At 69.4% G+C, this 19,312-nt stretch carries 23 protein-coding genes; 19 read left to right on the top strand and 4 right to left on the bottom strand.

Annotated elements, in window-relative coordinates:
* The first annotated feature begins 107 nt into the window (after positions 1–107).
* From MHY30_RS09380 to dapF, 8 genes are all read left to right on the top strand, one after another.
* Positions 108–416 (top strand): helix-turn-helix domain-containing protein, encoded by a 309-nt coding sequence (locus tag MHY30_RS09380; protein WP_138174360.1) that lies wholly within the window; start codon positions 108–110, stop codon positions 414–416.
* Positions 417–425: 9 nt separating this feature from the next.
* Positions 426–650 (top strand): DUF3046 domain-containing protein, encoded by a 225-nt coding sequence (locus MHY30_RS09375; RefSeq protein WP_239276624.1) that lies wholly within the window; start codon positions 426–428, stop codon positions 648–650.
* 307 nt (positions 651–957) lie between these two features.
* Positions 958–2,007 carry a recombinase RecA gene (gene recA, locus MHY30_RS09370; protein WP_239276623.1) on the top strand — a complete coding sequence of 350 codons (1,050 nt, stop codon included), beginning with the start codon at positions 958–960 and terminating at the stop codon, positions 2,005–2,007.
* A complete protein-coding gene (locus tag MHY30_RS09365) occupies positions 2,007–2,816 on the top strand; it encodes a regulatory protein RecX (RefSeq protein WP_239276622.1) in 810 nt (269 codons plus the stop codon). Before recA ends, MHY30_RS09365 begins: the two co-directional genes overlap by 1 nt.
* A gap of 84 nt (positions 2,817–2,900) precedes the next feature.
* On the top strand, positions 2,901–4,451 hold the full coding sequence (gene miaB, locus MHY30_RS09360; protein WP_239276620.1) for a tRNA (N6-isopentenyl adenosine(37)-C2)-methylthiotransferase MiaB: 1,551 nt from the start codon (positions 2,901–2,903) through the stop codon (positions 4,449–4,451).
* On the top strand, positions 4,448–5,386 hold the full coding sequence (gene miaA, locus MHY30_RS09355; RefSeq protein ID WP_239276619.1) for a tRNA (adenosine(37)-N6)-dimethylallyltransferase MiaA: 939 nt from the start codon (positions 4,448–4,450) through the stop codon (positions 5,384–5,386). Before miaB ends, miaA begins: the two co-directional genes overlap by 4 nt.
* A complete protein-coding gene (locus MHY30_RS09350; RefSeq protein ID WP_239276618.1) occupies positions 5,383–5,841 on the top strand; it encodes a GNAT family acetyltransferase in 459 nt (152 codons plus the stop codon). The genes miaA and MHY30_RS09350 overlap by 4 nt, the downstream gene beginning before the upstream one ends.
* Positions 5,842–5,914: 73 nt before the next feature.
* Complete coding sequence (dapF, locus tag MHY30_RS09345) at positions 5,915–6,769, top strand: diaminopimelate epimerase (protein WP_239276616.1); 855 nt, start codon at positions 5,915–5,917, stop codon at positions 6,767–6,769.
* Positions 6,770–6,880: 111 nt separating this feature from the next.
* Here the strand turns inward: dapF and MHY30_RS09340 are convergent, their stop codons facing one another.
* On the bottom strand, positions 6,881–7,525 hold the full coding sequence (locus MHY30_RS09340) for a class I SAM-dependent methyltransferase (RefSeq protein ID WP_239276615.1): 645 nt from the start codon (positions 7,523–7,525) through the stop codon (positions 6,881–6,883).
* A 277-nt stretch (positions 7,526–7,802) separates the two neighbouring features.
* On the opposite strand from MHY30_RS09340, the gene hflX reads away from it, so the two are divergent.
* The gene (gene hflX, locus MHY30_RS09335; RefSeq protein WP_374204600.1) at positions 7,803–9,131 is read left to right on the top strand and encodes a GTPase HflX; all 1,329 of its coding nucleotides are present in this window, start codon (positions 7,803–7,805) and stop codon (positions 9,129–9,131) included.
* 52 nt (positions 9,132–9,183) lie between these two features.
* On the opposite strand, the gene MHY30_RS09330 is transcribed toward hflX, so the two are convergent.
* Positions 9,184–11,070, bottom strand: a complete 1,887-nt coding sequence (locus MHY30_RS09330) for a prolyl oligopeptidase family serine peptidase (protein ID WP_239276612.1) — start codon at positions 11,068–11,070, stop codon at positions 9,184–9,186.
* A gap of 94 nt (positions 11,071–11,164) precedes the next feature.
* Positions 11,165–11,854 carry a transcriptional repressor LexA gene (gene lexA / locus MHY30_RS09325; RefSeq protein ID WP_239276611.1) on the bottom strand — a complete coding sequence of 230 codons (690 nt, stop codon included), beginning with the start codon at positions 11,852–11,854 and terminating at the stop codon, positions 11,165–11,167.
* Between the two features lie 260 nt (positions 11,855–12,114).
* On the opposite strand from lexA, the gene MHY30_RS09320 reads away from it, so the two are divergent.
* Genes MHY30_RS09320 through MHY30_RS09295 form a run of 6 tightly spaced genes read left to right on the top strand, consistent with a single transcriptional unit; the run spans position 12,115 to position 16,389 of the window.
* Complete coding sequence (locus MHY30_RS09320; protein ID WP_239276610.1) at positions 12,115–12,462, top strand: LysM peptidoglycan-binding domain-containing protein; 348 nt, start codon at positions 12,115–12,117, stop codon at positions 12,460–12,462.
* Between the two features lie 24 nt (positions 12,463–12,486).
* On the top strand, positions 12,487–13,581 hold the full coding sequence (locus tag MHY30_RS09315) for a histidinol-phosphate transaminase (protein WP_239276608.1): 1,095 nt from the start codon (positions 12,487–12,489) through the stop codon (positions 13,579–13,581).
* Positions 13,578–14,192, top strand: coding sequence for an imidazoleglycerol-phosphate dehydratase HisB (hisB, locus tag MHY30_RS09310; protein ID WP_239276607.1), 615 nt, complete (start codon positions 13,578–13,580; stop codon positions 14,190–14,192). The genes MHY30_RS09315 and hisB overlap by 4 nt, the downstream gene beginning before the upstream one ends.
* Positions 14,189–14,836: an imidazole glycerol phosphate synthase subunit HisH gene (hisH, locus tag MHY30_RS09305; protein ID WP_239276606.1), complete on the top strand. Its 648-nt coding sequence runs from the start codon at positions 14,189–14,191 to the stop codon at positions 14,834–14,836. The genes hisB and hisH overlap by 4 nt, the downstream gene beginning before the upstream one ends.
* Positions 14,837–14,882: 46 nt before the next feature.
* Positions 14,883–15,629, top strand: a complete 747-nt coding sequence (gene priA / locus MHY30_RS09300) for a bifunctional 1-(5-phosphoribosyl)-5-((5-phosphoribosylamino)methylideneamino)imidazole-4-carboxamide isomerase/phosphoribosylanthranilate isomerase PriA (RefSeq protein WP_138174392.1) — start codon at positions 14,883–14,885, stop codon at positions 15,627–15,629.
* Entirely contained in the window at positions 15,613–16,389 is a 777-nt protein-coding gene (locus tag MHY30_RS09295; protein ID WP_239276605.1) for an SseB family protein, read from the top strand. Before priA ends, MHY30_RS09295 begins: the two co-directional genes overlap by 17 nt.
* 55 nt (positions 16,390–16,444) lie before the next feature.
* On the opposite strand, the gene MHY30_RS09290 is transcribed toward MHY30_RS09295, so the two are convergent.
* Complete coding sequence (locus MHY30_RS09290; protein ID WP_239276604.1) at positions 16,445–16,849, bottom strand: DUF1844 domain-containing protein; 405 nt, start codon at positions 16,847–16,849, stop codon at positions 16,445–16,447.
* A gap of 154 nt (positions 16,850–17,003) precedes the next feature.
* Here MHY30_RS09290 and infC point away from each other — a divergent pair, with 154 nt between their 5' ends.
* From infC to MHY30_RS09270, 4 genes are all read left to right on the top strand, one after another.
* Entirely contained in the window at positions 17,004–17,720 is a 717-nt protein-coding gene (infC, locus tag MHY30_RS09285) for a translation initiation factor IF-3 (RefSeq protein WP_239276603.1), read from the top strand.
* A gap of 46 nt (positions 17,721–17,766) precedes the next feature.
* The gene (rpmI, locus tag MHY30_RS09280; RefSeq protein ID WP_005048908.1) at positions 17,767–17,961 is read left to right on the top strand and encodes a 50S ribosomal protein L35; all 195 of its coding nucleotides are present in this window, start codon (positions 17,767–17,769) and stop codon (positions 17,959–17,961) included.
* 29 nt (positions 17,962–17,990) lie between these two features.
* A complete protein-coding gene (gene rplT / locus MHY30_RS09275) occupies positions 17,991–18,374 on the top strand; it encodes a 50S ribosomal protein L20 (protein WP_228163023.1) in 384 nt (127 codons plus the stop codon).
* 98 nt (positions 18,375–18,472) lie between these two features.
* A complete protein-coding gene (locus MHY30_RS09270) occupies positions 18,473–19,270 on the top strand; it encodes an RNA methyltransferase (protein WP_239276602.1) in 798 nt (265 codons plus the stop codon).
* Positions 19,271–19,312: the final 42 nt, after the last annotated feature.

Raw genomic sequence — 19,312 nt, 5'->3', positions numbered from 1 at the left:
CAGCGATTCCCATCCAGTGCCCAGCGCGCGGCATTAGGGTGACCGGAAAGGTGTTGTACCGTTGACCACCCGGGCAGCGGGGGAATCGGCAGTGAGGAGGGGTTCACATGATCCTGGTCCGTCAAGAGATCGGCGAGGTCCTGCGTGAGCTCCGCCAGCAGAAGGGGCGCACCCTTCGCCAGGTTGCCAGCCGCGCCAGTGTCGCTCTGGGGTACCTGAGCGAAGTCGAACGTGGCCAGAAGGAAGCGTCGAGCGAGATCCTCGCGTCAGTCGCCGAGGCCCTCGACGTCCCCATCTCGACCATCATGCGCGAGGTCGGCGATCGGCTCTCCGTGCTGGAAGGCCTGCAGACCTTCCCGGATGTGGTTCCCGATGACCTGGTGGCAGCGGTCGAGCCCGAGTTGTCGCTGCACTGACGTCGCGGGATGCGTCGTAGCGAATTCGATCGCGCGGTGGCCGACGAGTTCGGCCCGCGTGGGGGCTCTCTCCTGACCGATCTCGTCCTATCGTCCGTCGGGGGAAGGACGAGCGTCGACGCATTGGCCGCCGGCGTTGATCCGCGCGACGTGTGGCTCGCACTTTGCGAGGAGACCGACGTGCCGGCCGAGCGTCGCTACGGGGTCGGCCGGCTGGATCCTCGTCGTCGCTGAACCGTGATGCCGGTGGGGGTCGGTCGGCCAGGGAGCGTTGAAATCTCCCCAGGGCGAGGATTCGGTAGTCGAGGTCGATTCACCGGCGTGTCATCGAATCTTCGTTCGATTCGAGCGTAGGCTCCTTCACATCGGAGTTTCGGACGCTTTCGTCCACCGAAGGCGGGCATTCCTGCGCTGATGTCGGAGGCCCTCTCTAACGTGGACGACGTCGAACGACACTCTGAACGCCTTGTCGGGCATCCCCATCGTCGGTGGGGAGCGCGACAGCCTATAGGCGACGGAACGCGAGAAGAAAGAAGACGTCATGCCCTCACCCGCAGAGCGCGAGAAGGCCCTCGAGTCGGCCCTCGCCCAGATCGACCGGCAGTTCGGAAAGGGCTCGGTCATGCGACTGGGCAGTGACGAGCGCGCGCCGATCGAGACCATCTCCACCGGCTCCGTCGCCCTCGACGTGGCCCTCGGCATCGGCGGCCTTCCTCGTGGCCGCATCATCGAGATCTACGGGCCCGAGTCGTCGGGAAAGACCACGCTGACCCTGCACGCGATCGCGAACGCGCAGCGCGCCGGCGGCATCGCGGCGTTCATCGACGCCGAGCACGCGCTCGACCCCGAGTACGCCAAGAAGCTCGGCGTCGACATCGACGCGCTGCTGGTGTCGCAGCCCGATACGGGTGAGCAGGCGCTCGAGATCGCCGACATGCTGATCCGTTCCGGAGCCATCGATCTCGTCGTGATCGACTCGGTGGCCGCTCTCGTGCCCGAGGCCGAGATCAAGGGCGAGATGGGCGATTCGCACGTGGGTCTGCAGGCGCGACTGATGTCGCAGGCGTTGCGCAAGCTCACCGGTGGTCTGAACACCACGAAGACCACCGCCATCTTCATCAACCAGTTGCGAGAGAAGATCGGCGTGTTCTTCGGATCCCCCGAGACCACCGCGGGTGGAAAGGCGCTGAAGTTCTACGCGTCGGTCCGCCTCGACATCCGCCGCATCGAGACCCTGAAGGACGGCACCGAGGCGGTGGGTAACCGCACGCGCGTGAAGGTCGTCAAGAACAAGATGGCCCCGCCGTTCAAGCAGGCGGAGTTCGACATCCTCTACGGTGTCGGCATCTCGCGCGAAGGCAGCCTCATCGACTTCGGTGTCGAGCACGGCATCGTGAAGAAGTCGGGCGCGTGGTACACCTACGATGGCGAACAGCTGGGCCAGGGCAAAGAGAACGCACGTAACTTCCTCATCAAGAACCCCGACGTCGCGGCCGAGATCGAGTCGAAGATCAAGGGCAAGCTCGGCATCGGTGCCCCTGCCGCTTCGGCACCGACCACGGACGAGCTGGCCGCCCGACGTCCCGCCTGATGATCGACGAAACGCGCCGTCCGGGCCGTGACTCCGACGTGTCGGAGCGCGGCCTGGACGGCTCGGGTGGCGCGACTGTTCCGACCGCCGCAGGCGCGGTGACCGGCGACGACACCCTCGCGCCGGTGATTCCGTTGTTCGGTCCGCGCGTGCACCGCGAAGCGCCGTCGTCCGGCGCTTCGCTGGACGAGAAGGTGCCGCGATCTGCAGCGGATGCCGGTTCCTCGTGGGCCCGCCCGGGGGCGGCATTCGACGATGTGGCGGCGGCCGAATCGCCGGACGACGTTCGCGATCGTGCAGAGGCGCTCCTGCTCCGAAAGCTTCGCGGACGCTCTCTCTCGCTGGCCGAGGCTCGTACGGCGCTGAACAGCGTCGAGGGCATAGAGGCCTCCGTTGTCGACGAGGTCGTGGAGAAGTTCGTCGACCTCGGTTACCTCGACGACGAGGCATTCGCCGAGCAGCTCGCACTGTCGGCGACCGAGCGTCGCGGGCAGGGACGCAGGGCCGTCGCGCAGACCTTGCGCAAGCGGGGTATCCCTCGCGAGGTGGTCGACGCCGCCCTCGCCGAGCTCCCCGACGACGATGCCGAGCGTGCGCTCGAGTTCGCTCGGTCGAAGGCGCGCGGCGTCGGCGGGAAGGATTACGACGCCAGTCTCCGACGTCTCGCGGGGCAGTTGGCCCGACGCGGATACCCGTCATCGGTGTCTCTCGACGCCGCCCGACAGGCACTCTCCGAGGCGGGAATTCGGCGGACTCCGCCCTCGCGACCCACAGCGCCCTCGACCGTCCGCTTCACGCCCGACGACTGACGTGCGCCGCGCGGCCGCCGACCTCTTCGGCGTCCGCGGTCTGCCCCGTCACCTGCGCGGGCGGCGCTTAGAATGGCACGCATCATGACGACCCCCGTATCCACACCGACGCTCATCGCGCCCTCCGCAGCCGCCCTCACGGCCGACGGGCGGGCACGCACCTACGAGGTGCGGACGTTCGGGTGCCAGATGAACGTCCACGACTCGGAGCGCCTGTCGGGCTCGCTCGAGAGCGCCGGCTATGTCCGCGCAGAAGCGGGCACCGACGCCGATGTCGTCGTGATCAACACGTGCGCCGTTCGAGACAACGCCGCGGGCAAGCTCTACGGCACCCTCGGACACCTGAAGTCCCGCAAGGACGCACACGACGGCATGCAGATCGCCGTGGGCGGATGCCTCGCGCAGATGGACAAGGACGCGGTGCAGCAGAAGGCGCCGTGGGTCGACGTCGTCTTCGGGACCCACAACATGGGTTCGCTGCCGGGAATGCTCGAACGAGCCCGCCACAACGGCGAGGCCGAGCTCGAGATCCTCGAAGCGCTCGAGATCTTCCCCTCCACGCTGCCCACCAAACGCGACTCCGTGCACAGCGGGTGGGTGTCGATCTCGGTCGGATGCAACAACACCTGCACGTTCTGCATCGTGCCGAGCCTTCGCGGCAAGGAGAAGGACCGCCGACCCGGTGACATCCTGAACGAGATTCGGCTCCTCGTCGACGACGGTGCCATCGAGGTCACGCTGCTCGGGCAGAACGTCAATTCGTACGGCGTCGAGTTCGGCGACCGCCTTGCCTTCGGAAAGCTGCTCCGCGCCGCGGGCGAGATCGACGGGCTGGAACGCATCCGCTTCACGAGCCCGCATCCCGCCGCCTTCACCGACGATGTCATCGCCGCCATGGCCGAGACCCCCTCGGTGATGCCGCAGCTTCACATGCCGCTGCAGTCGGGGTCCGACCGTGTCCTGAAGGCGATGCGCCGCTCCTACCGTAGTGACCGCTTCCTCGGCATCCTCGAGCGCGTGCGTGACCGCATTCCTCACGCGGCCATCACCACGGACATCATCGTCGGGTTCCCCGGCGAGACCGATGCCGACTTCGAAGAGACGATGCGGGTCGTCGAAGCGTCCCGGTTCGCCAGCGCGTTCACGTTCCAGTACTCCATCCGCGAGGGCACGCCGGCCGCGACGATGGAGGACCAGGTCCCGAAGGCCGTGGTTCAAGAGCGCTACGAGCGTCTCACCGCGCTGCAGGAGCGCATCTCCCTCGAAGAGAACCAGAAGCAGGTCGGCCGGGCGCTGGACGTCCTCGTCTCGGCCGGGGAAGGCAAGAAGGATGCCGCGACCCGACGCCTCACGGGTCGGGCCGAAGACAACCGCCTCGTCCACTTCGAGGCACCGTCCGGGTCCGCCACTCCGCGCCCCGGCGATGTCGTCACGGTCGAAGTGACCCGCGCGGCGCCCTTCTATCTGCTGGCCGACGCTCCCGCCGACTCGCCGTTGCAGATCCGCCGGACCCGTGCCGGCGACGCGTGGGATCGGTCGCAGGCCGAATCCTGCGGTGTGCCCGCACCCGCGACGGACGTCGCAGGAAGCCGCGCCGTCTCCCTCGGTCTCCCGACGCTGCGCATCGGCGGGTGACCGGCGACGCCGCTGCCCCTCGCCGGCTCTGGGCGATCGTCGGGGCGACGGGGACGGGGAAGACCGGTCTTTCCCTGTCGCTGGCCGAGACCCTGCGTCACCGTGGCCGCGCGGTGGAGATCGTCAACGCGGATGCCATGCAGCTGTATCGCGGCATGGATATCGGCACCGCGAAGCTCCCGGTCTCGGAGCGTCGTGGCATCCCGCATCACCTGTTCGACGCTCTCGCCGTGACCGAGGAAGCGGCCGTCGCCTGGTACCAGCGTGCCGCCCGCGAAGCGATCATCGAGGCGCACGATCGCGGCGCCGATGCGATCCTCGTGGGCGGTTCCGGGCTGTACGTCTCGAGCGTGCTGTGGGACTTCCGCTTCCCGCCACGCGACGCCGCACTCCGCGCCGAGCTGGAGGCGGAGCTCGAGCGTCGGGGGCCCGGTGCGCTGTTCGAGCGGCTGCGTGCGGCCGACCCGCGGGCCGCGGAGCGGATCGACCCCCGCAACGGGCGCCGTGTCGTGCGGGCCCTGGAGGTGCTCGCCCAGGGCGAGAAGACCCACGGGGGCGTCCTTCCCGCGGCGCCCGAGCTGTGGCATCCGCGGACCTCGATCCTCGGCACCGCCCTCGAACGCGACGTCCTGGTTCCGCTGCTGGATGAGCGGGTCGAGCAGATGTGGGAGCGCGGGCTGGTCGACGAGGTCGCCACCTTGCGCGCCGAGGGCATCGAGCGCGGAGTCACGGCGGCGCGCGCGATCGGGTACGCGCAGGCACTGGCGCAACTGCGAGGCGAGATGACGCGGGCGGAAGCGGTCGCCGAAACCCAGGCTCTCACTCGGCGTTACGCGCGACGCCAAGTGTCGTGGTTCCGCCGGTACGACGGGGTGCGCTGGGTCGACGCGCGGACCGAGCGCGCCGACGCGCTCCTGGACGAGGGGGAGACATGAGCGTGCACATCCGTCCCTTCGACCTCCGGGACGAAGACACCGTCGTCGCGCTGTGGGAGTCCGCGGGCCTGACGCGGCCCTGGAACGACCCCCGCGCCGACATCCGCCGGAAGCTCACCGTGCAGCCCGAGCTGTTCCTCGTCGCGGTCGACGGCGACGACCTCGTCGGAACCGTCATGGCCGGGTACGACGGCCACCGCGGGTGGCTGTACTACCTCGCCTCGGCCGAGACGCACCGGGGGCGAGGCATCGGCCGCGCGCTCGTCGCCGAGGCCGAACGGCTGCTCGAGGCACTCGGCTGCCCGAAGGTGCAGTTGATGGTGCGGCCCGACAATGCCGCGGCGCGAGGGTTCTACGAGGCGCTGGGGTACGAACCGTTCGACACATGGGCCACGGGGCGGCGGCTGATCGTCGACGGTCCGGGTTGTGCGGTCGAGCCGCCGACGGGACGCTGACCGGCCAGGAGCCGTCCCTCACCCGCAGCGGGGGCGCCGCGCGTGCGTCGCGGCGGTCCCTAGACTGAATGCCATGGCGACTCTCGCGTTCACCAAGGGCCACGGCACGGGCAACGACTTCGTCGTGGTTTCGGATCCTGACGGCGAGCTCGACCTCTCCGGCGATCAGGTGGCGATCCTGTGCGATCGGCACTTCGGGATCGGCGCCGACGGCCTTCTCCGTGTCGTGCGTTCGGCGGCGATCCCCGAGGGGGCGGAGGCGGCCGCGTCGGGTGCGGAGTGGTTCATGGACTATCGAAACGCCGACGGCTCGAAGGCGGAGATGTGCGGCAACGGGACGCGGGTGTTCGCCCGCTACCTGACCGACACCGGGCTCGCCGACATCTCCCGCGGCCTGCGGATCGGTACGCGCGCGGGCGTCAAGACGCTCACGCGCAGCGAACGAGGCTTCGAAGTCGACCTGGGGGAGTACCGCATCGAGAACGGTGACGTGCTCGTGCGCGCGAAGGGTCTGCCCGTGCCGAGACCGGGCGTCGGGATCGATGTGGGGAATCCGCACGTCGTCGTCGCGCTGTCGTCGGACGCCGAGCTGGAAGACCTCGATCTCGCGTACCAGCCCGTGCTCGACCCGGTGCCGGCGCACGGCGCCAACGTCGAGTTCGTGGTCCCCGCCGATCCGCTCGTCCGCGACGGCGTCGGCGCCATCCGCATGCGCGTGTTCGAGCGCGGCGTCGGTGAGACGCTCAGCTGCGGCACGGGTGTGGCCGCCGCCGCTCTGGCGGTCCGGCACTGGGCGGGTTCGGCGGCTCCGGACGTGTGGGCGGTCGACACGACGGGCGGAACCCTCGGGGTGCGCATCGCCGACGGACGCGTTTACCTCTCGGGCCCGGCATCCCTCGTCTTCACGGGCGAGGTCGCTCTCGCGTGAAGCAGGCGCGGCGCGGTCGCGCGAGAGCGCGTGGGCACTCAGCCGTACATGACCCCGCGGGGCGTCGGCACCTGCGGGTGAACCCCCTGAGGTGAAAGCGGGGGTGCCCGCTCAGGCGATGACGTCGATCGGCTCGCTCGGTGGTGATCCGTGGCGACGGACGCGCAGGACCCGGTAACCCCGTCCGGTCGCGGCACGGTGGACGGAGAACCCCGTCGTGAAGGTGGCGGCCAGCCACCGTTGCAGAGAGTCCGAGCCGAGGTTGCGCTGCACGACGAACCAGCCGTCGGAGCGTTCGGCGAGCCGGGGGATCCAGTGTTCCAGCATCCCGTGCAGCTCGTTCTTTCCGACGCGGATGGGCGGGTTGGATCGGATGGTGCGGAACGAGATGCCGTCGGGAACATCCTCGGGTCGCACGGCGTTGACGTTATCGAGGCCCAGACGTTCCGCGTTCTGTCTCACCAGGTCGAGCGCCCGCTCGTTGACGTCGACCGCCCAGACGGTCGCGTGCGGCGCGTCCAGGGCCAGGCTCAACGTGATCGGACCCCACCCGCTTCCCAGGTCGAGGAAGTTCCCGCCGGCGGGCGGGGTCGGTGTGTTCGCCAGAAGAACCGATGTTCCGGCATCCAGGCGATCGGGGCTGAACACTCCGCCCGCGGTCACGACCTCGAGCTCGCGCCCGGCAAGCGTGACTCGGAGGCGGCGGAACTGTTCGGGACTCGATGGCGACGCGCTGAAATAGTGCTCGCTCCCCATGCCGGAAGCGTAGCGGACCGGAGCCCCCGGCGTGGGGGCGACTAAAGTGCGAGCATGCCGCGGCATCGCTCGCGGACGAAAGGAACACATGACCGAACAGACCACACCCTCAAGCACGGACACGTCGCCGGTGGACCCGGTCGACCGCGTGCTCTCGCGCACCGAGGCGCATCGAGGGGTCCGGGTCTTCGGTGCGGCGCAAGCCCTGCAGGATGCCACCACCGCCTCCGGGGGATCCACGGACGGCGATCAGTGGGACCGCGAGGAGCGAGCGGCTCTGCGCCGCGTCCCGGGACTGTCCACCGAGCTGGAGGACGTCACCGAGGTCGAGTACCGACAGTTGCGGCTCGAGAACGTCGTGCTCGTCGGTGTTCACCCCCAGGGGGAGCAGGCGGATGCCGAGAACTCGCTCCGCGAACTCGCGGCCCTCGCAGAGACGGCGGGTGCCGTCGTGCTCGACGGTGTGCTGCAGCGTCGGCCGCACCCCGACCCCGCGACCTACGTCGGACGCGGCAAGGCCGAAGAGCTCCGCGACATCGTCGCGGCGGTCGGCGCCGACACCGTGATCGCCGACACCGAGCTGGCGCCGAGCCAGCGGCGAGCGTTGGAAGACGTCGTCAAGGTGAAGGTGATCGACCGCACGACGGTGATCCTCGACATCTTCAGCCAGCACGCCAAGAGCCGCGAGGGCAAGGCGCAGGTCGAGCTCGCGCAGCTCGAGTACCTGCTGCCGCGCCTCCGCGGGTGGGGTGACTCGATGTCACGTCAGGCCGGTGGACAGGTCGGTGCGGGCGGTGCGGGCATGGGCTCTCGCGGTCCGGGTGAGACCAAGATCGAACTCGACCGTCGTCGCATCCGTACGCGCATGGCCCAGCTGCGCAAGCAGCTGAGGGACTTCGCGCCCGCGCGTGAAGCCAAGCGAGCCGAGCGCAAGCGCCACACGATCCCGTCCGTCGCTATCGCGGGGTACACCAACGCCGGCAAGTCGAGTCTGCTCAATCGCCTGACCAGCGCCGGCGTCCTCGTCGAGAACGCGCTGTTCGCGACCCTGGATGCCACCGTCCGCCGCTCCGAGACGTCGGACGGCCGCGTCTACACGCTGACCGACACCGTGGGCTTCGTGCGCAATCTGCCGCACCAGCTCGTGGAGGCGTTCCGTTCCACGCTCGAGGAGGTCGGTGACGCCGACGTCATCCTCCATGTCGTGGACGCGTCGCATCCCGATCCGGCAGCGCAGCTGTCGACGGTGCGCGACGTGATGGGCGACGTGGATGCCGACTTCGGTCACGAGATCGTCGTCTTTAACAAAGCGGACCTGCTCGGCCCCGACGACCGTCTCGTGCTGCGCGGTCTCGCGCCGTCGGCGCTGTTCGTCTCGTCGCGCACCGGAGAGGGCATCTCCGAGCTGCGTGCGGCGATCGAGGAGGCGCTCCCACTGCCAGCGGTTGAGGTGCAGGCCGTCGTGCCGTACGACCGCGGTGACCTCGTGTCGGCGGTGCACGAGACCGGCCTGATCGTTGCGCAGGAGCACCGCGAGCACGGAACGTTCCTGCACGCCCACGTCGGTGCGCGCCTCGCCGCCGAGCTCGCGCCCTTCGCGGCCTGACCGTGCTCGACGACGCCCCGCCGACCGGCGGGGCGTCGTCGTCTGGCGGCGTTCAGTCGAGCGAGAGCGGCGGGATCCCGGGTGCGTCGAACCCGAACACCGCACCCAGGAAGCCCAGCTCCCGCCGCAGCGAGTCGACGACCGTCTCGGCGCGACGGAACCCGTGCCCTTCGCCCTCGTACAGCACGTAGGCGTGCGGCACGCGGTGGGCCGCGAGCGCGTCGCGGATCGCCTCCGCCTGGGAGGGCGGGACGACATGATCTTCTGCGCCCTGCAAGATCAGCAGCGGAACGCGGAAGCGCTCGGGATGCGAGAGGGGCGAGCGCGCGACGTAGACGTCCTCGGCGTCGGGGAGCGGGCCGATCAGACCGTCGAGGTAACGCGCCTCGAAGTCGTGCGTGTCTTCAGCGAGTGCGCGGGCGTCGCCGACGCCGTACCGTGAGATGCCAGCGGCGAAGACGTCGGTGCGGGTGACGGCGGCAAGCACCGTCCAGCCGCCCGCTGAACCTCCCGCGATCGCGATCCGGTCGGGGTCGGCGAGGCCCGCGGCGGCGAGAGCGGATGCCGCGGCCGCGACGTCGTCGACGTCGACCACGCCCCACTGGCCGAGAAGCCGTTCGCGGTAGGCGCGCCCGTAGCCGGTCGACCCGCCGTAGTTGACGTCGAGCACTCCGATACCGCGGCTCGTGAAGAACGCCGTCTTCGCCGACGGCGCGGGCCCGACATGCGAGGTGGGCCCCCCGTGCACCAGGACGACGTACGGTGGCTGCTCACCCTCGGGGGCCACCACGTCGGGGTTCGTGGGCGGGTAGGCGAAAGCGTGGACCGGGCCGTGCGGACCGTTCGCGGTGACCGCGCGAGCCGTCGGCATCCATTCGGCTCCGGGATGGTCGCCACCCGTGACGAGTTCGACATCGCGGGTGTCGAGGTTGACCGCCCACAGTCCCGATCGTCCCGACGCGTCCGTGCCCGACACGAGGGCGCGAGATCCGCGGATGTCCTCGATCGACGCCCCCGCGACGACCGGAACGTCGAGGGGACGCACGCCGCTCGGGGCGATCTCGATGATCTCGTCGCCGCCGTTCGTGCGCACGGCCACGATGCGACCGTCCTCGGTCGCGCCGAACCAGCGCGTCCCCAGGACCCAGATCGGCCCCCCGGTGTCCGCGTCCGCCGGCGCGACCGCCTGCGCATCGTCGCCGACCCGCTCGCGGAAGAGATTCCATCGTCCGTCGGGGTCATCGGCGAAAAGGATCTCGTCGTCGGCCATCCAGACCGGTTGCAGTGGTGCGCGGCGGGACCCACCGGCGATCTCGCGGACCGTGCCCGTCGTCAGCTCGCGGACGCGAACGGACGACGCGTCCCACGGCATGTCGGGGTGATCCCAGGCGGTCCACGCCAATCGACGCCCGTCGGGGGAGAGAGCGGGATGCACGAGGAAGTCGCTCCCGTCGGCGAGCGTGTCCGAACCGGAGCCGTCTGTCGCGATACGCACGATCGAGCGTGCGGGCACCTGCTGTGCCCCGTGGACCTCTCGCACGGCGAGGAGAGCGCCGTGCTGCCACGACAGGCCGCCATGACGCACGTCGTCCGCGGCCAGGGTGAGGGGCCGGGCCTCGCCGCCGGGGACGAGCGCGTACACGCGCTGATCGGTCTTCTCGACGTAGAACAGCTCACCGTCGTCCGACGTCGTCCAGGCGCCACCGCCGTACTCGTGCACGGTCGAGCGGGCGTTCGCGGGCGCCGGCAGCAACATCTCGACGGTGCCGTCTCGACGTCGACGCCGGACCGCCACGCGGCCGCCCTCGCTCGGGACCGACTCACCCCACCAGACCTCGTCGCCGACGATGCGTGCCCCATCGATCCGCGGCGATGCCGCGGCGAGGCGCTCGGGGGAGAGAGGCGACGGCCAGGAACCGTATGCGAGGGTGTCTGCCATGTCCCCAGCCTAGGGAGGGGTGGGGACACCCCGGATGCCGAGGCGGGACGCGCGCGGCGAGCACCCATCGAGGCTCGCCGATCTCGGAGAATCGTCAGACGGTGCGGAGAACCGCCACCACTCGACCGAGGACGACGGCTTCGTCGCCCAGGATCGGTTCGAAGGCCGTGTTGCGCGGGAGCAGCCACGTGTGGCCGTCACGGCGGCGGAACGTCTTCACCGTCGCCTCACCGTCGAGCATCGCCGCGACGATCTCGCCGTTCTCGGCGCTGGACTGCGCTCGGACGACGACCCAGTCGCCATCGCAGATGGCCGCGTCGATCATCGAATCGCCGACGACCTTGAGCATGAACAGTTCGCCCTTGCCGACGAGCTGACGGGGAAGCGGGAAGATCTCCTCGACCTGTTGGTCAGCGGTGATCGGGACGCCCGCGGCGATGCGGCCGACCAGCGGGACGAGCGCGGCGTCGCCCACGGCGGGCGCGGTCTCGGCGGGATTCTCGGCGGCGGTGCCGGGCAAGTCGATGAGGACTTCCATCGCCCGGGTCTTCCCGGGATCGCGCCGCAGATACCCGCTGAGCTCGAGCTGGTTCAGCTGGTGCGTGACGCTGGAGAGCGACTTCAGCCCGACGGCGTCGCCGATCTCGCGCATGCTCGGCGGGTATCCGTGCCGAGCGATCGAGCGCTGGATCACTTCGAGGATCGCCAACTGCTTGTCGCTGAGGCTCTTCCGCCGCCGGGTCTGCGGCCGTTCACGGCCGCCCGCGGTCGTCGCGTCGGTCATCTGTGCTCCCCTCGCGCCGCGCGATCGATGCGGCGGAAATTCGAATGTCGGAGGTCCGTGATGGGGTCTCCTCGTCGAAACCGTATCCGGTGAACGGGTCGAACGGGACGGAGCCTCCCGCGTGTCGCGTTCGATTGTCCTCCGAGTGACCCGGTGTTGACACCCCGCCAGTATCGAAGATAGATTCGGAATACAGATTCGCACTCCCGCCCTCCCGGCCGAGGGTGGGGTGCGAATCTCTCCCTACTGAGGAGCACACCATGAGCAGCATCGCCATCGCCCCCACGACCCGTCTGCGTCTCACGACGCGTGGACGCCGCGTGTTCGCCTTCCTCGCCGCCCTCCCGATCGTGGTCGTGCTGTCGATCGCCGTCGTCGGCGGGGGCGCTGCGCTGGCGTCGAGCGACAACGGCGCCGCGTCGGGTGCCTTCACCGAGATCACCGTCATGAGCGGGGAGACGCTGTGGTCGATTGCGGAAGACGTCGCCCCCGGGTCCGACCCGCGCGACGTCGTCGCCGAGATCACCCGGCTGAATGCTCTGGAGAACGGCTCGGTCGCGGCCGGGCAGCGCATTGCACTCCCCGCGGCCTACGCCTCCGGCCGGTGAATCCGCGGGTCATCGCCGCCTACGATGGGTGAGGTGACCGTACGCCTCGACGATTTGCCTCTTCGCGACGATCTGCGGGGGATGACCCCGTATGGAGCCCCGCAAGCCGCGCTCCCCGTCGCGCTGAACGTGAACGAGAACACGCATCCCGTTCCGTCGGAGGTCGCCGACGACATCCTGGATGCGATCGCCCGGGCCCTGCGCGATGTCAATCGCTACCCCGATCGTGAATTCACCGGTCTCCGCGAGGCTTTCGCCGAGTATCTGGGCCACGGTCTCGTCCGCGAGCAGATCTGGGCGGCGAACGGATCGAACGAGGTCTTGCAGCACCTGCTTCAGGCCTTCGGCGGCCCCGGGCGTCGGGCCATGGGGTTCGCGCCGACGTACTCGATGTATCCGATCCTCACGCGCGCCACGGGTGCGGAATGGATCGCGGGGGAGCGGGAGCACGACTTCGGACTGAGCCCCGCGTTCGCGGCCGAGCAGGTATCCCGCGAGAACCCCGACATCGTGTTCCTGTGTGCGCCCAACAACCCCACGGGAACCCCTCTCGGCCTCGATGTCATCGAGGCCGTCTACGCGGTGACCGACGGCATCGTCATCGTGGATGAGGCGTACCAGGAGTTCGCCCCGCACGACGAGCCGTCGGCGGTGACCCTTCTTCCGGGCCGCCCGCGCCTCGTGGTTTCGCGCACGATGAGCAAGGCCTTCGCCTTCGCCGGTGCCCGCGTCGGCTATCTCGCCGCCGATCCCGCGGTCATCGATGCGCTCCGTCTCGTGCGTCTCCCGTACCACCTGAGCACCCTCACCCAGGCGGCCGCAACGGCGGCGCTCGGGCACGCCGACACGATGCTGTCGATGGTGGACGAGATCGTCGCCCAGCGCGACCGCATCTCGGCCACGGTGGCAGCCCTCGGGTACACGGCTCACGAGTCGTGGACGAACTTCGTGCTGTTCGGGGGAGTCGACGACCCCGCGGCCACATGGAAGGCGCTCTACGACCGCGGGGTCTTGATCCGCGACGTCGGGATCGCCCACCACCTCCGCGTCACGGCGGGGACGGCCGACGAGACGACGGCGTTCCTCGACGCCCTCGCGTCGGTAGGATCGCGAGCATGACCGGCCCCGCCACGCCCCGCACCGCCTCGATCCTTCGCGAGACGAGCGAGTCGCGCGTCGAGCTCAGTCTCGACCTCGACGGCACCGGCGCGAGCGAGATCTCGACGAGCGTGCCGTTCTTCGACCACATGCTGACGGCGTTCGCGAAGCACTCCCTCACCGATCTGCGCGTGACCTCCGTCGGCGACACGCACATCGACGCGCACCACACGGTGGAGGACACCTCGATCGTGCTCGGACAAGCGATCCGGCAGGCGCTCGGCGACAAGTCCGGTATCGCGCGGTACGGCGACGCGCTCGTCCCGCTGGACGAAGCGCTCGCCCAGGCCGTTGTCGACATCAGCGGCCGACCGTATCTCGTTCACACGGGCGAGCCCGCCGGTTTCGAGCATCACCTGATCGGCGGGCACTTCACCGGCTCGCTTGTGCGCCACTCGTTCGAGGCGATCTCCATCCACGCCGGGCTGACGGTGCACGTGCGCGTCCTCGGCGGTCGCGACCCGCACCACATCGCCGAGGCCGAGTACAAGGCTCTCGCCCGCGCATTCCGCCAGGCGAAGGCGCTCGACCCGTTCGTCGACGGCATCCCGAGCACGAAGGGCGCGCTGTGAGCAAGCCCCTCGTCGCCGTGCTGGACTACGGCTCGGGCAATGTCCACTCCGCGGTCAACTCTCTGAGCGAGGCGGGTGCGGATGCGCGTCTCACCTCCGACCGATCGCTGCTGCTCGACGCCGACGGTCTCCTGGTCCCCGGTGTGGGCGCCTTCAGCGCCGTGATGAGCGCGCTGAACGCCAGTCGTGGCGGAGAGATCATCGACCGTCGTCTCGCAGGTGGCCGTCCCGTGCTGGGCATCTGCGTGGGCATGCAGGTGCTGTTCGGGCGGGGCGTCGAGCGCGGCGCCGACACCGAGGGACTCGGGGAGTGGCCGGGAACGGTGTCGGAACTCGCCGCTCCCGTTCTGCCCCACATGGGCTGGAACACTGTCTCGCCCGGGGACGGGTCGCGCCTGTTCGACGGCATCCGCGACGAGCGGTTCTACTTCGTGCACTCGTACGCGGCCCAGGAGTGGGAACTCGAGGTCACGCCGCCCTTCCCGGAACCCGTGCTGACGTGGTGCACGTACGGTGCGCCGTTCCTCGCGGCCGTCGAGAACGGTCCGCTCGCGGCGACCCAGTTCCACCCCGAGAAGTCGGGGGAGGCCGGCATCCGGCTTCTCGCGAATTGGATCGACGGCCTGCGCACGACTACTGTGTGACCTCGTGCCCGGGGCCGGCGAGACGCGTCGGTGGGCACGAGGAGCCATGAACGATTTCGCGTCCACACCCGAGCTTGTCCTGCTGCCCGCGGTCGATGTCGCCGACGGCAAGGCCGTCCGACTGACCCAGGGAGAGGCCGGCACCGAGACCAGTTACGGCGATCCGGTGGATGCCGCTCTGGACTTCGCTCGTCAGGGCGCGGCCTGGATCCACCTCGTCGACCTGGATGCCGCCTTCGGGCGCGGCAACAACACCGCGGTGATGCGCAAGGTCATCAAGCAGGTGAAGGGCGTGCAGGTCGAGCTCTCGGGCGGCATCCGCGATGACCGGTCCCTCGAGGCGGCCCTGGAGAGCGGCGCGAGCCGTATCAACCTCGGCACAGCGGCGCTGGAGAACCCCGAGTGGGCTGCAGACGTCATCAACCGCTACGGCGAGGCGATCGCGGTCGGGCTCGACGTGCGCGGCACGACCCTCGCGGCCCGGGGCTGGACCCGCGACGGCGGCGATCTCTGGACGGTGCTGGAGCGACTCGAGGATGCCGGGTGCAGCCGTTACGTCGTCACCGACGTCACGAAGGACGGCACTCTGCGCGGCCCCAACCTGGAGCTGCTGCGCGAGCTCACCCAGCGCACACCGAAGCCGATCGTCGCCTCGGGCGGCGTTTCGAGCCTCGACGACATCGTCGCGCTGCGCGAACTGGTGCCGCTGGGCGTCGAAGGGGCGATCGTGGGCAAGGCCCTGTATGCGGGCCAGTTCACGCTCGCTGAGGCGCTGGATGTCGCCGGACACTGACGGTCGCGCCGACTCGGCGGGTGTGCCCTGGGAGGGCCGCCGTTTCGAGTCGAACCCTCATTCCGGCGACGACGGTTCCGCGGATCCCGCGCTGCTTGCTGCGCTCCGGGCGTTCGCGGACGGAACGCGTGATGGCTCGGCGATCGTCGAGGCGTACCGCACCGCGCGTCTCCTCATCCCCCTCGTGGCGGAGAAGGGCGATCACGGTGTCGGGCCGCACGGCCTCGAGGTCGACAAGACGCAGGAGCTGTCGATCGTGACGGTCGCGGCACCGGACGGGCGGAAGGTGCTCCCCGTCTTCAGCTCGGTGGACGCGATGCAGCGGTGGGATGCGAAGGCTCGTCCTGTTCCCGCGGACGGACGCCGCACGGCGGTGGCCGCAGCGTCTGAGGACACGGAGCTGATCGTGATCGATCCCGCCTCCGAGACCGAGTTCGTCCTCCGTCGTCCCGCCGTGTGGGCGATCGCGCAGGGCGAGCCGTGGGAGCCGGCGCACGTGTCGCCCGCGGTGTTCACCGGGCTGCAGGAGAGCATCTCGGGCGAACTGGCGGTTCTCGATCTCGCGGTCCAACCGGGCGACCCGACCGGGCGTCTGCGCGGTCCCGAGCTCGTCGTGCACCTCCGGCTCATGGCCGGACTCGCTCAGGAGGAGCTGGATGCCGTCCTGGCGCGGCTCGCGCGCCGGTGGGCGGCCGACGACCGCGTGGCGGTCCTGGTGGATTCGCTGACGGTCAGGCTCCATCGGCCCACCGACATCTGACCATTCGCGGCCGGCATCACTACTGACCGCGGAGTCGGCATCCCCGCGCGAGCGATTAGGTGACGGGACCCGTCCACTTCTCGCCCGGTCCCTTGCCGATGGGGTCGGGGATGACGGATGCCTCGCGGAAGGCGAGTTGGAGAGAACGCAGGCCGTCACGGAGCGACCGGGCGTGCATGTCGCTGATCTCGGGCGCCCCGGCGGTGATGAGTCCGGCGAGGGCGTTGATGAGTTTGCGAGCCTCGTCGAGGTCGATCTGTCGTTGCGGATCGTCGGCGAGCCCGACCTTCACGGCGGCCGCGCTCATGAGGTGCACGGCGGTCGTCGTGATGACCTCGACGGCGGGGACGTCGGCGATGTCGCGGGAGGCGGAGGCGGAGACGCGCTCCTGCTCCTCCCACCGCGCGAGGCGCTCGGCATCCTGTGCGGCTCGGGCGTCGTCGGGGGAAGTCGTGTCCACGTGGTTCTCTCTGCTAGACTGTGGCGGGCTTCGGAGCGTTCTGCTCCGTACGAAAGAGGATCACATCCCACCCGCGCTTGCCGCTCCAGGCTACCGGGTTCCCGCACTCCGCTCCGTTTCGCACGGGGTTGCTCGGGTGCAGAAGCCGGTGCTGATGGCACCGAGCCGGGTGGCATGTTCTCCTCTTCGCCCGCGATTCGCCAGGATCGCGGCGGCCGCCATCCGTAGACAAGAGGAGTTCCGCATCAGCGATCCCCGCACCAACGAGCGCATCCGAGTCCCGGAAGTCCGCCTCGTCGGACCCAACGGCGAGCAGGTCGGCATCGTCCGCATCGAAGCTGCGCTACGTCTGGCCCAGGAAGCGGACCTCGACCTGGTCGAGGTCGCGCCGAACTCGCGGCCGCCCGTGGTCAAGATCATGGACTACGGCAAGTTCAAGTACGAAGCCGCTCAGAAGGCCAAGGAAGCGCGTCGTAACCAGGCGAACACCGTCCTGAAAGAGGTCCGGTTCCGTCTGAAGATCGAGGCGCACGACTACATCACCAAGCTCAAGCGCGCCGAGGGATTCCTCCAGGCGGGCGACAAGGTCAAGGCGATGATCCTGTTCCGCGGTCGTGAGCAGTCCCGTCCCGAGCAGGGTGTGCGCCTGCTCCGTAAGTTCGCCGAGGACGTCGCCGAGTTCGGCACGGTCGAGTCGAACCCCACGATCGACGGTCGCAACATGGTCATGGTGATCGCGCCGCACAAGAACAAGTCCGAGGTCAAGACCGAGCAGAACGCGCAGCGCGCGGCCAACCGCGAAGCGGCCCGCAGCGCCGCGCGCGGCGACTCGGCTCCCGCGGAACAGCCCACCTCGGCACCGGCCGAGTAAGGCCCCCCGACTCCCGCCCGGCGGGAAACACAACGAAGGAAGAGACATGCCGAAGCAGAAGACCCACTCGGGTGCCAAGAAGCGCTTCAAGGTCACCGGCAGCGGAAAGATCAAGAAGCAGCAGGCGAACCTCCGCCACAACTTCGAGGGCAAGCCCACCAAGCGCACCCGTCGTCTGTCGGCGGACAAGATCCTCGCGCCCGGTGACGCCAAGGTCGCCAAGAAGCTGCTCGGCATCTGAGCGTCCGCGAGATTTAAGGAAGAACAGTCATGGCTAGAGTCAAGCGGGCCGTCAACGCCCACAAGAAGCGTCGCGTCATCCTCGAGCGTGCCTCCGGTTACCGGGGTCAGCGTTCGCGCCTGTACCGCAAGGCGAAGGAGCAGGTCACCCACTCGCTCGTCTACGCGTACCGCGACCGTCGCAAGCGCAAGGGCGACTTCCGTCGCCTGTGGATCCAGCGCATCAACGCTGCGAGCCGACAGAACGGCCTCACGTACAACCGCTTCATCCAGGGCCTCGGTCTCGCGGGTGTGCAGGTCGACCGTCGTATGCTCGCCGAGCTCGCGGTGAACGAGCCCGCCGTCTTCGCCTCGCTCGTCGCGACGGCCAAGGCTGCGCTGCCCAGCGACGTCAACGCTGCCAAGTCCGCGTAACCCGCGTTCCACGAACGGGCGTCCTCTTCGGAGGGCGCCCGTTCTGCGTTCTCCGGCGAGAGCCGGGGCTCATGCCGGCACCGTCATACACTGGGGGCGTGCTGGAAAACCCTCGTTCGCCCCGGGTGCGCGCCGTGGCCAAGCTGAGCAAACGCGCCGCTCGGCAAGAGACCGGCCTGTTCCTTCTGGAAGGGCCGCAGGCCGCGCGCGAGGCGCTGGCGTGGGCGCCCGAGACCGTTCTCGAGCTCTACGCGACGCCGACGGCCCTGGAGAAGCACACCGATGTGCGCGATGCCGCCGTCGATGCGGGCGTCGACCTGCAGTACACGACCGAGGCGGTCCTGGACGCGATGGCGGACACGGTCACGCCACAGGGGATCGTCGCGGTGGCGCGGCAGTCTCCGACGGCTCTGAAGGACGTGCTGTCCGCCGGTCCGCGGCTCCTCGCCATCTGCGAAGAGGTGCGCGATCCGGGGAATCTCGGGACAATCATCCGCGCGGCCGACGCCGCGGGAGCGGACGCCGTGATCCTGACCGGGCGCACGGTCGACCTGTACAACCCGAAGGTGGTGCGCTCCACCACCGGTTCCCTGTTCCATCTCCCCGTGGCGGTAGACCTCGAGCTGGCCGATGTCATCGAGCGTGTGCACGAGGCGGGGCTCCGGGTCGTGGCGGCCGATGTCGCGGGTGAGGACTTCGTCGCCTCCCGTGCACTGCTGTCGGAACCGACGGCCTGGCTGTTCGGGAACGAAGCCCGCGGACTCGACGAAGTCGCGCTGTCGCAGGCTGACCTCGCCCTGCGTCTGCCCATTTACGGCCGCGCCGAGTCCCTGAATCTCGCCACCGCCGCGAGCGTCTGCCTCTACGAAACGGCCTTCGCCCAGCGAGCGGGCTGATTCACCCGCTGTTACGGATCGGTTAAGGCGCCCGCATCGGTG

It is taken from the genome of Microbacterium sp. ACRRU, from assembly GCF_022346945.1.
In the GTDB taxonomy this organism is placed as follows: domain Bacteria; phylum Actinomycetota; class Actinomycetes; order Actinomycetales; family Microbacteriaceae; genus Microbacterium; species Microbacterium mcarthurae.
This window is presented reverse-complemented; position numbering and strand designations above follow the sequence as displayed.

Coding starts and splice junctions, on each gene's coding strand:
- MHY30_RS09380 (WP_138174360.1), top strand. CDS start 108: ATGATCCTGGTCCGTCAAGAGATCGGCGAGGTCCTGCGTGAGCTCCGC.
- MHY30_RS09375 (WP_239276624.1), top strand. CDS start 426: ATGCGTCGTAGCGAATTCGATCGCGCGGTGGCCGACGAGTTCGGCCCG.
- recA (WP_239276623.1), top strand. CDS start 958: ATGCCCTCACCCGCAGAGCGCGAGAAGGCCCTCGAGTCGGCCCTCGCC.
- MHY30_RS09365 (WP_239276622.1), top strand. CDS start 2,007: ATGATCGACGAAACGCGCCGTCCGGGCCGTGACTCCGACGTGTCGGAG.
- miaB (WP_239276620.1), top strand. CDS start 2,901: ATGACGACCCCCGTATCCACACCGACGCTCATCGCGCCCTCCGCAGCC.
- MHY30_RS09350 (WP_239276618.1), top strand. CDS start 5,383: ATGAGCGTGCACATCCGTCCCTTCGACCTCCGGGACGAAGACACCGTC.
- dapF (WP_239276616.1), top strand. CDS start 5,915: ATGGCGACTCTCGCGTTCACCAAGGGCCACGGCACGGGCAACGACTTC.
- MHY30_RS09340 (WP_239276615.1), bottom strand. CDS start 7,525: ATGGGGAGCGAGCACTATTTCAGCGCGTCGCCATCGAGTCCCGAACAG.
- MHY30_RS09330 (WP_239276612.1), bottom strand. CDS start 11,070: ATGGCAGACACCCTCGCATACGGTTCCTGGCCGTCGCCTCTCTCCCCC.
- lexA (WP_239276611.1), bottom strand. CDS start 11,854: ATGACCGACGCGACGACCGCGGGCGGCCGTGAACGGCCGCAGACCCGG.
- MHY30_RS09320 (WP_239276610.1), top strand. CDS start 12,115: ATGAGCAGCATCGCCATCGCCCCCACGACCCGTCTGCGTCTCACGACG.
- MHY30_RS09315 (WP_239276608.1), top strand. CDS start 12,487: ATGGGTGAGGTGACCGTACGCCTCGACGATTTGCCTCTTCGCGACGAT.
- hisB (WP_239276607.1), top strand. CDS start 13,578: ATGACCGGCCCCGCCACGCCCCGCACCGCCTCGATCCTTCGCGAGACG.
- priA (WP_138174392.1), top strand. CDS start 14,883: ATGAACGATTTCGCGTCCACACCCGAGCTTGTCCTGCTGCCCGCGGTC.
- MHY30_RS09295 (WP_239276605.1), top strand. CDS start 15,613: ATGTCGCCGGACACTGACGGTCGCGCCGACTCGGCGGGTGTGCCCTGG.
- infC (WP_239276603.1), top strand. CDS start 17,004: ATGGCACCGAGCCGGGTGGCATGTTCTCCTCTTCGCCCGCGATTCGCC.
- rpmI (WP_005048908.1), top strand. CDS start 17,767: ATGCCGAAGCAGAAGACCCACTCGGGTGCCAAGAAGCGCTTCAAGGTC.
- rplT (WP_228163023.1), top strand. CDS start 17,991: ATGGCTAGAGTCAAGCGGGCCGTCAACGCCCACAAGAAGCGTCGCGTC.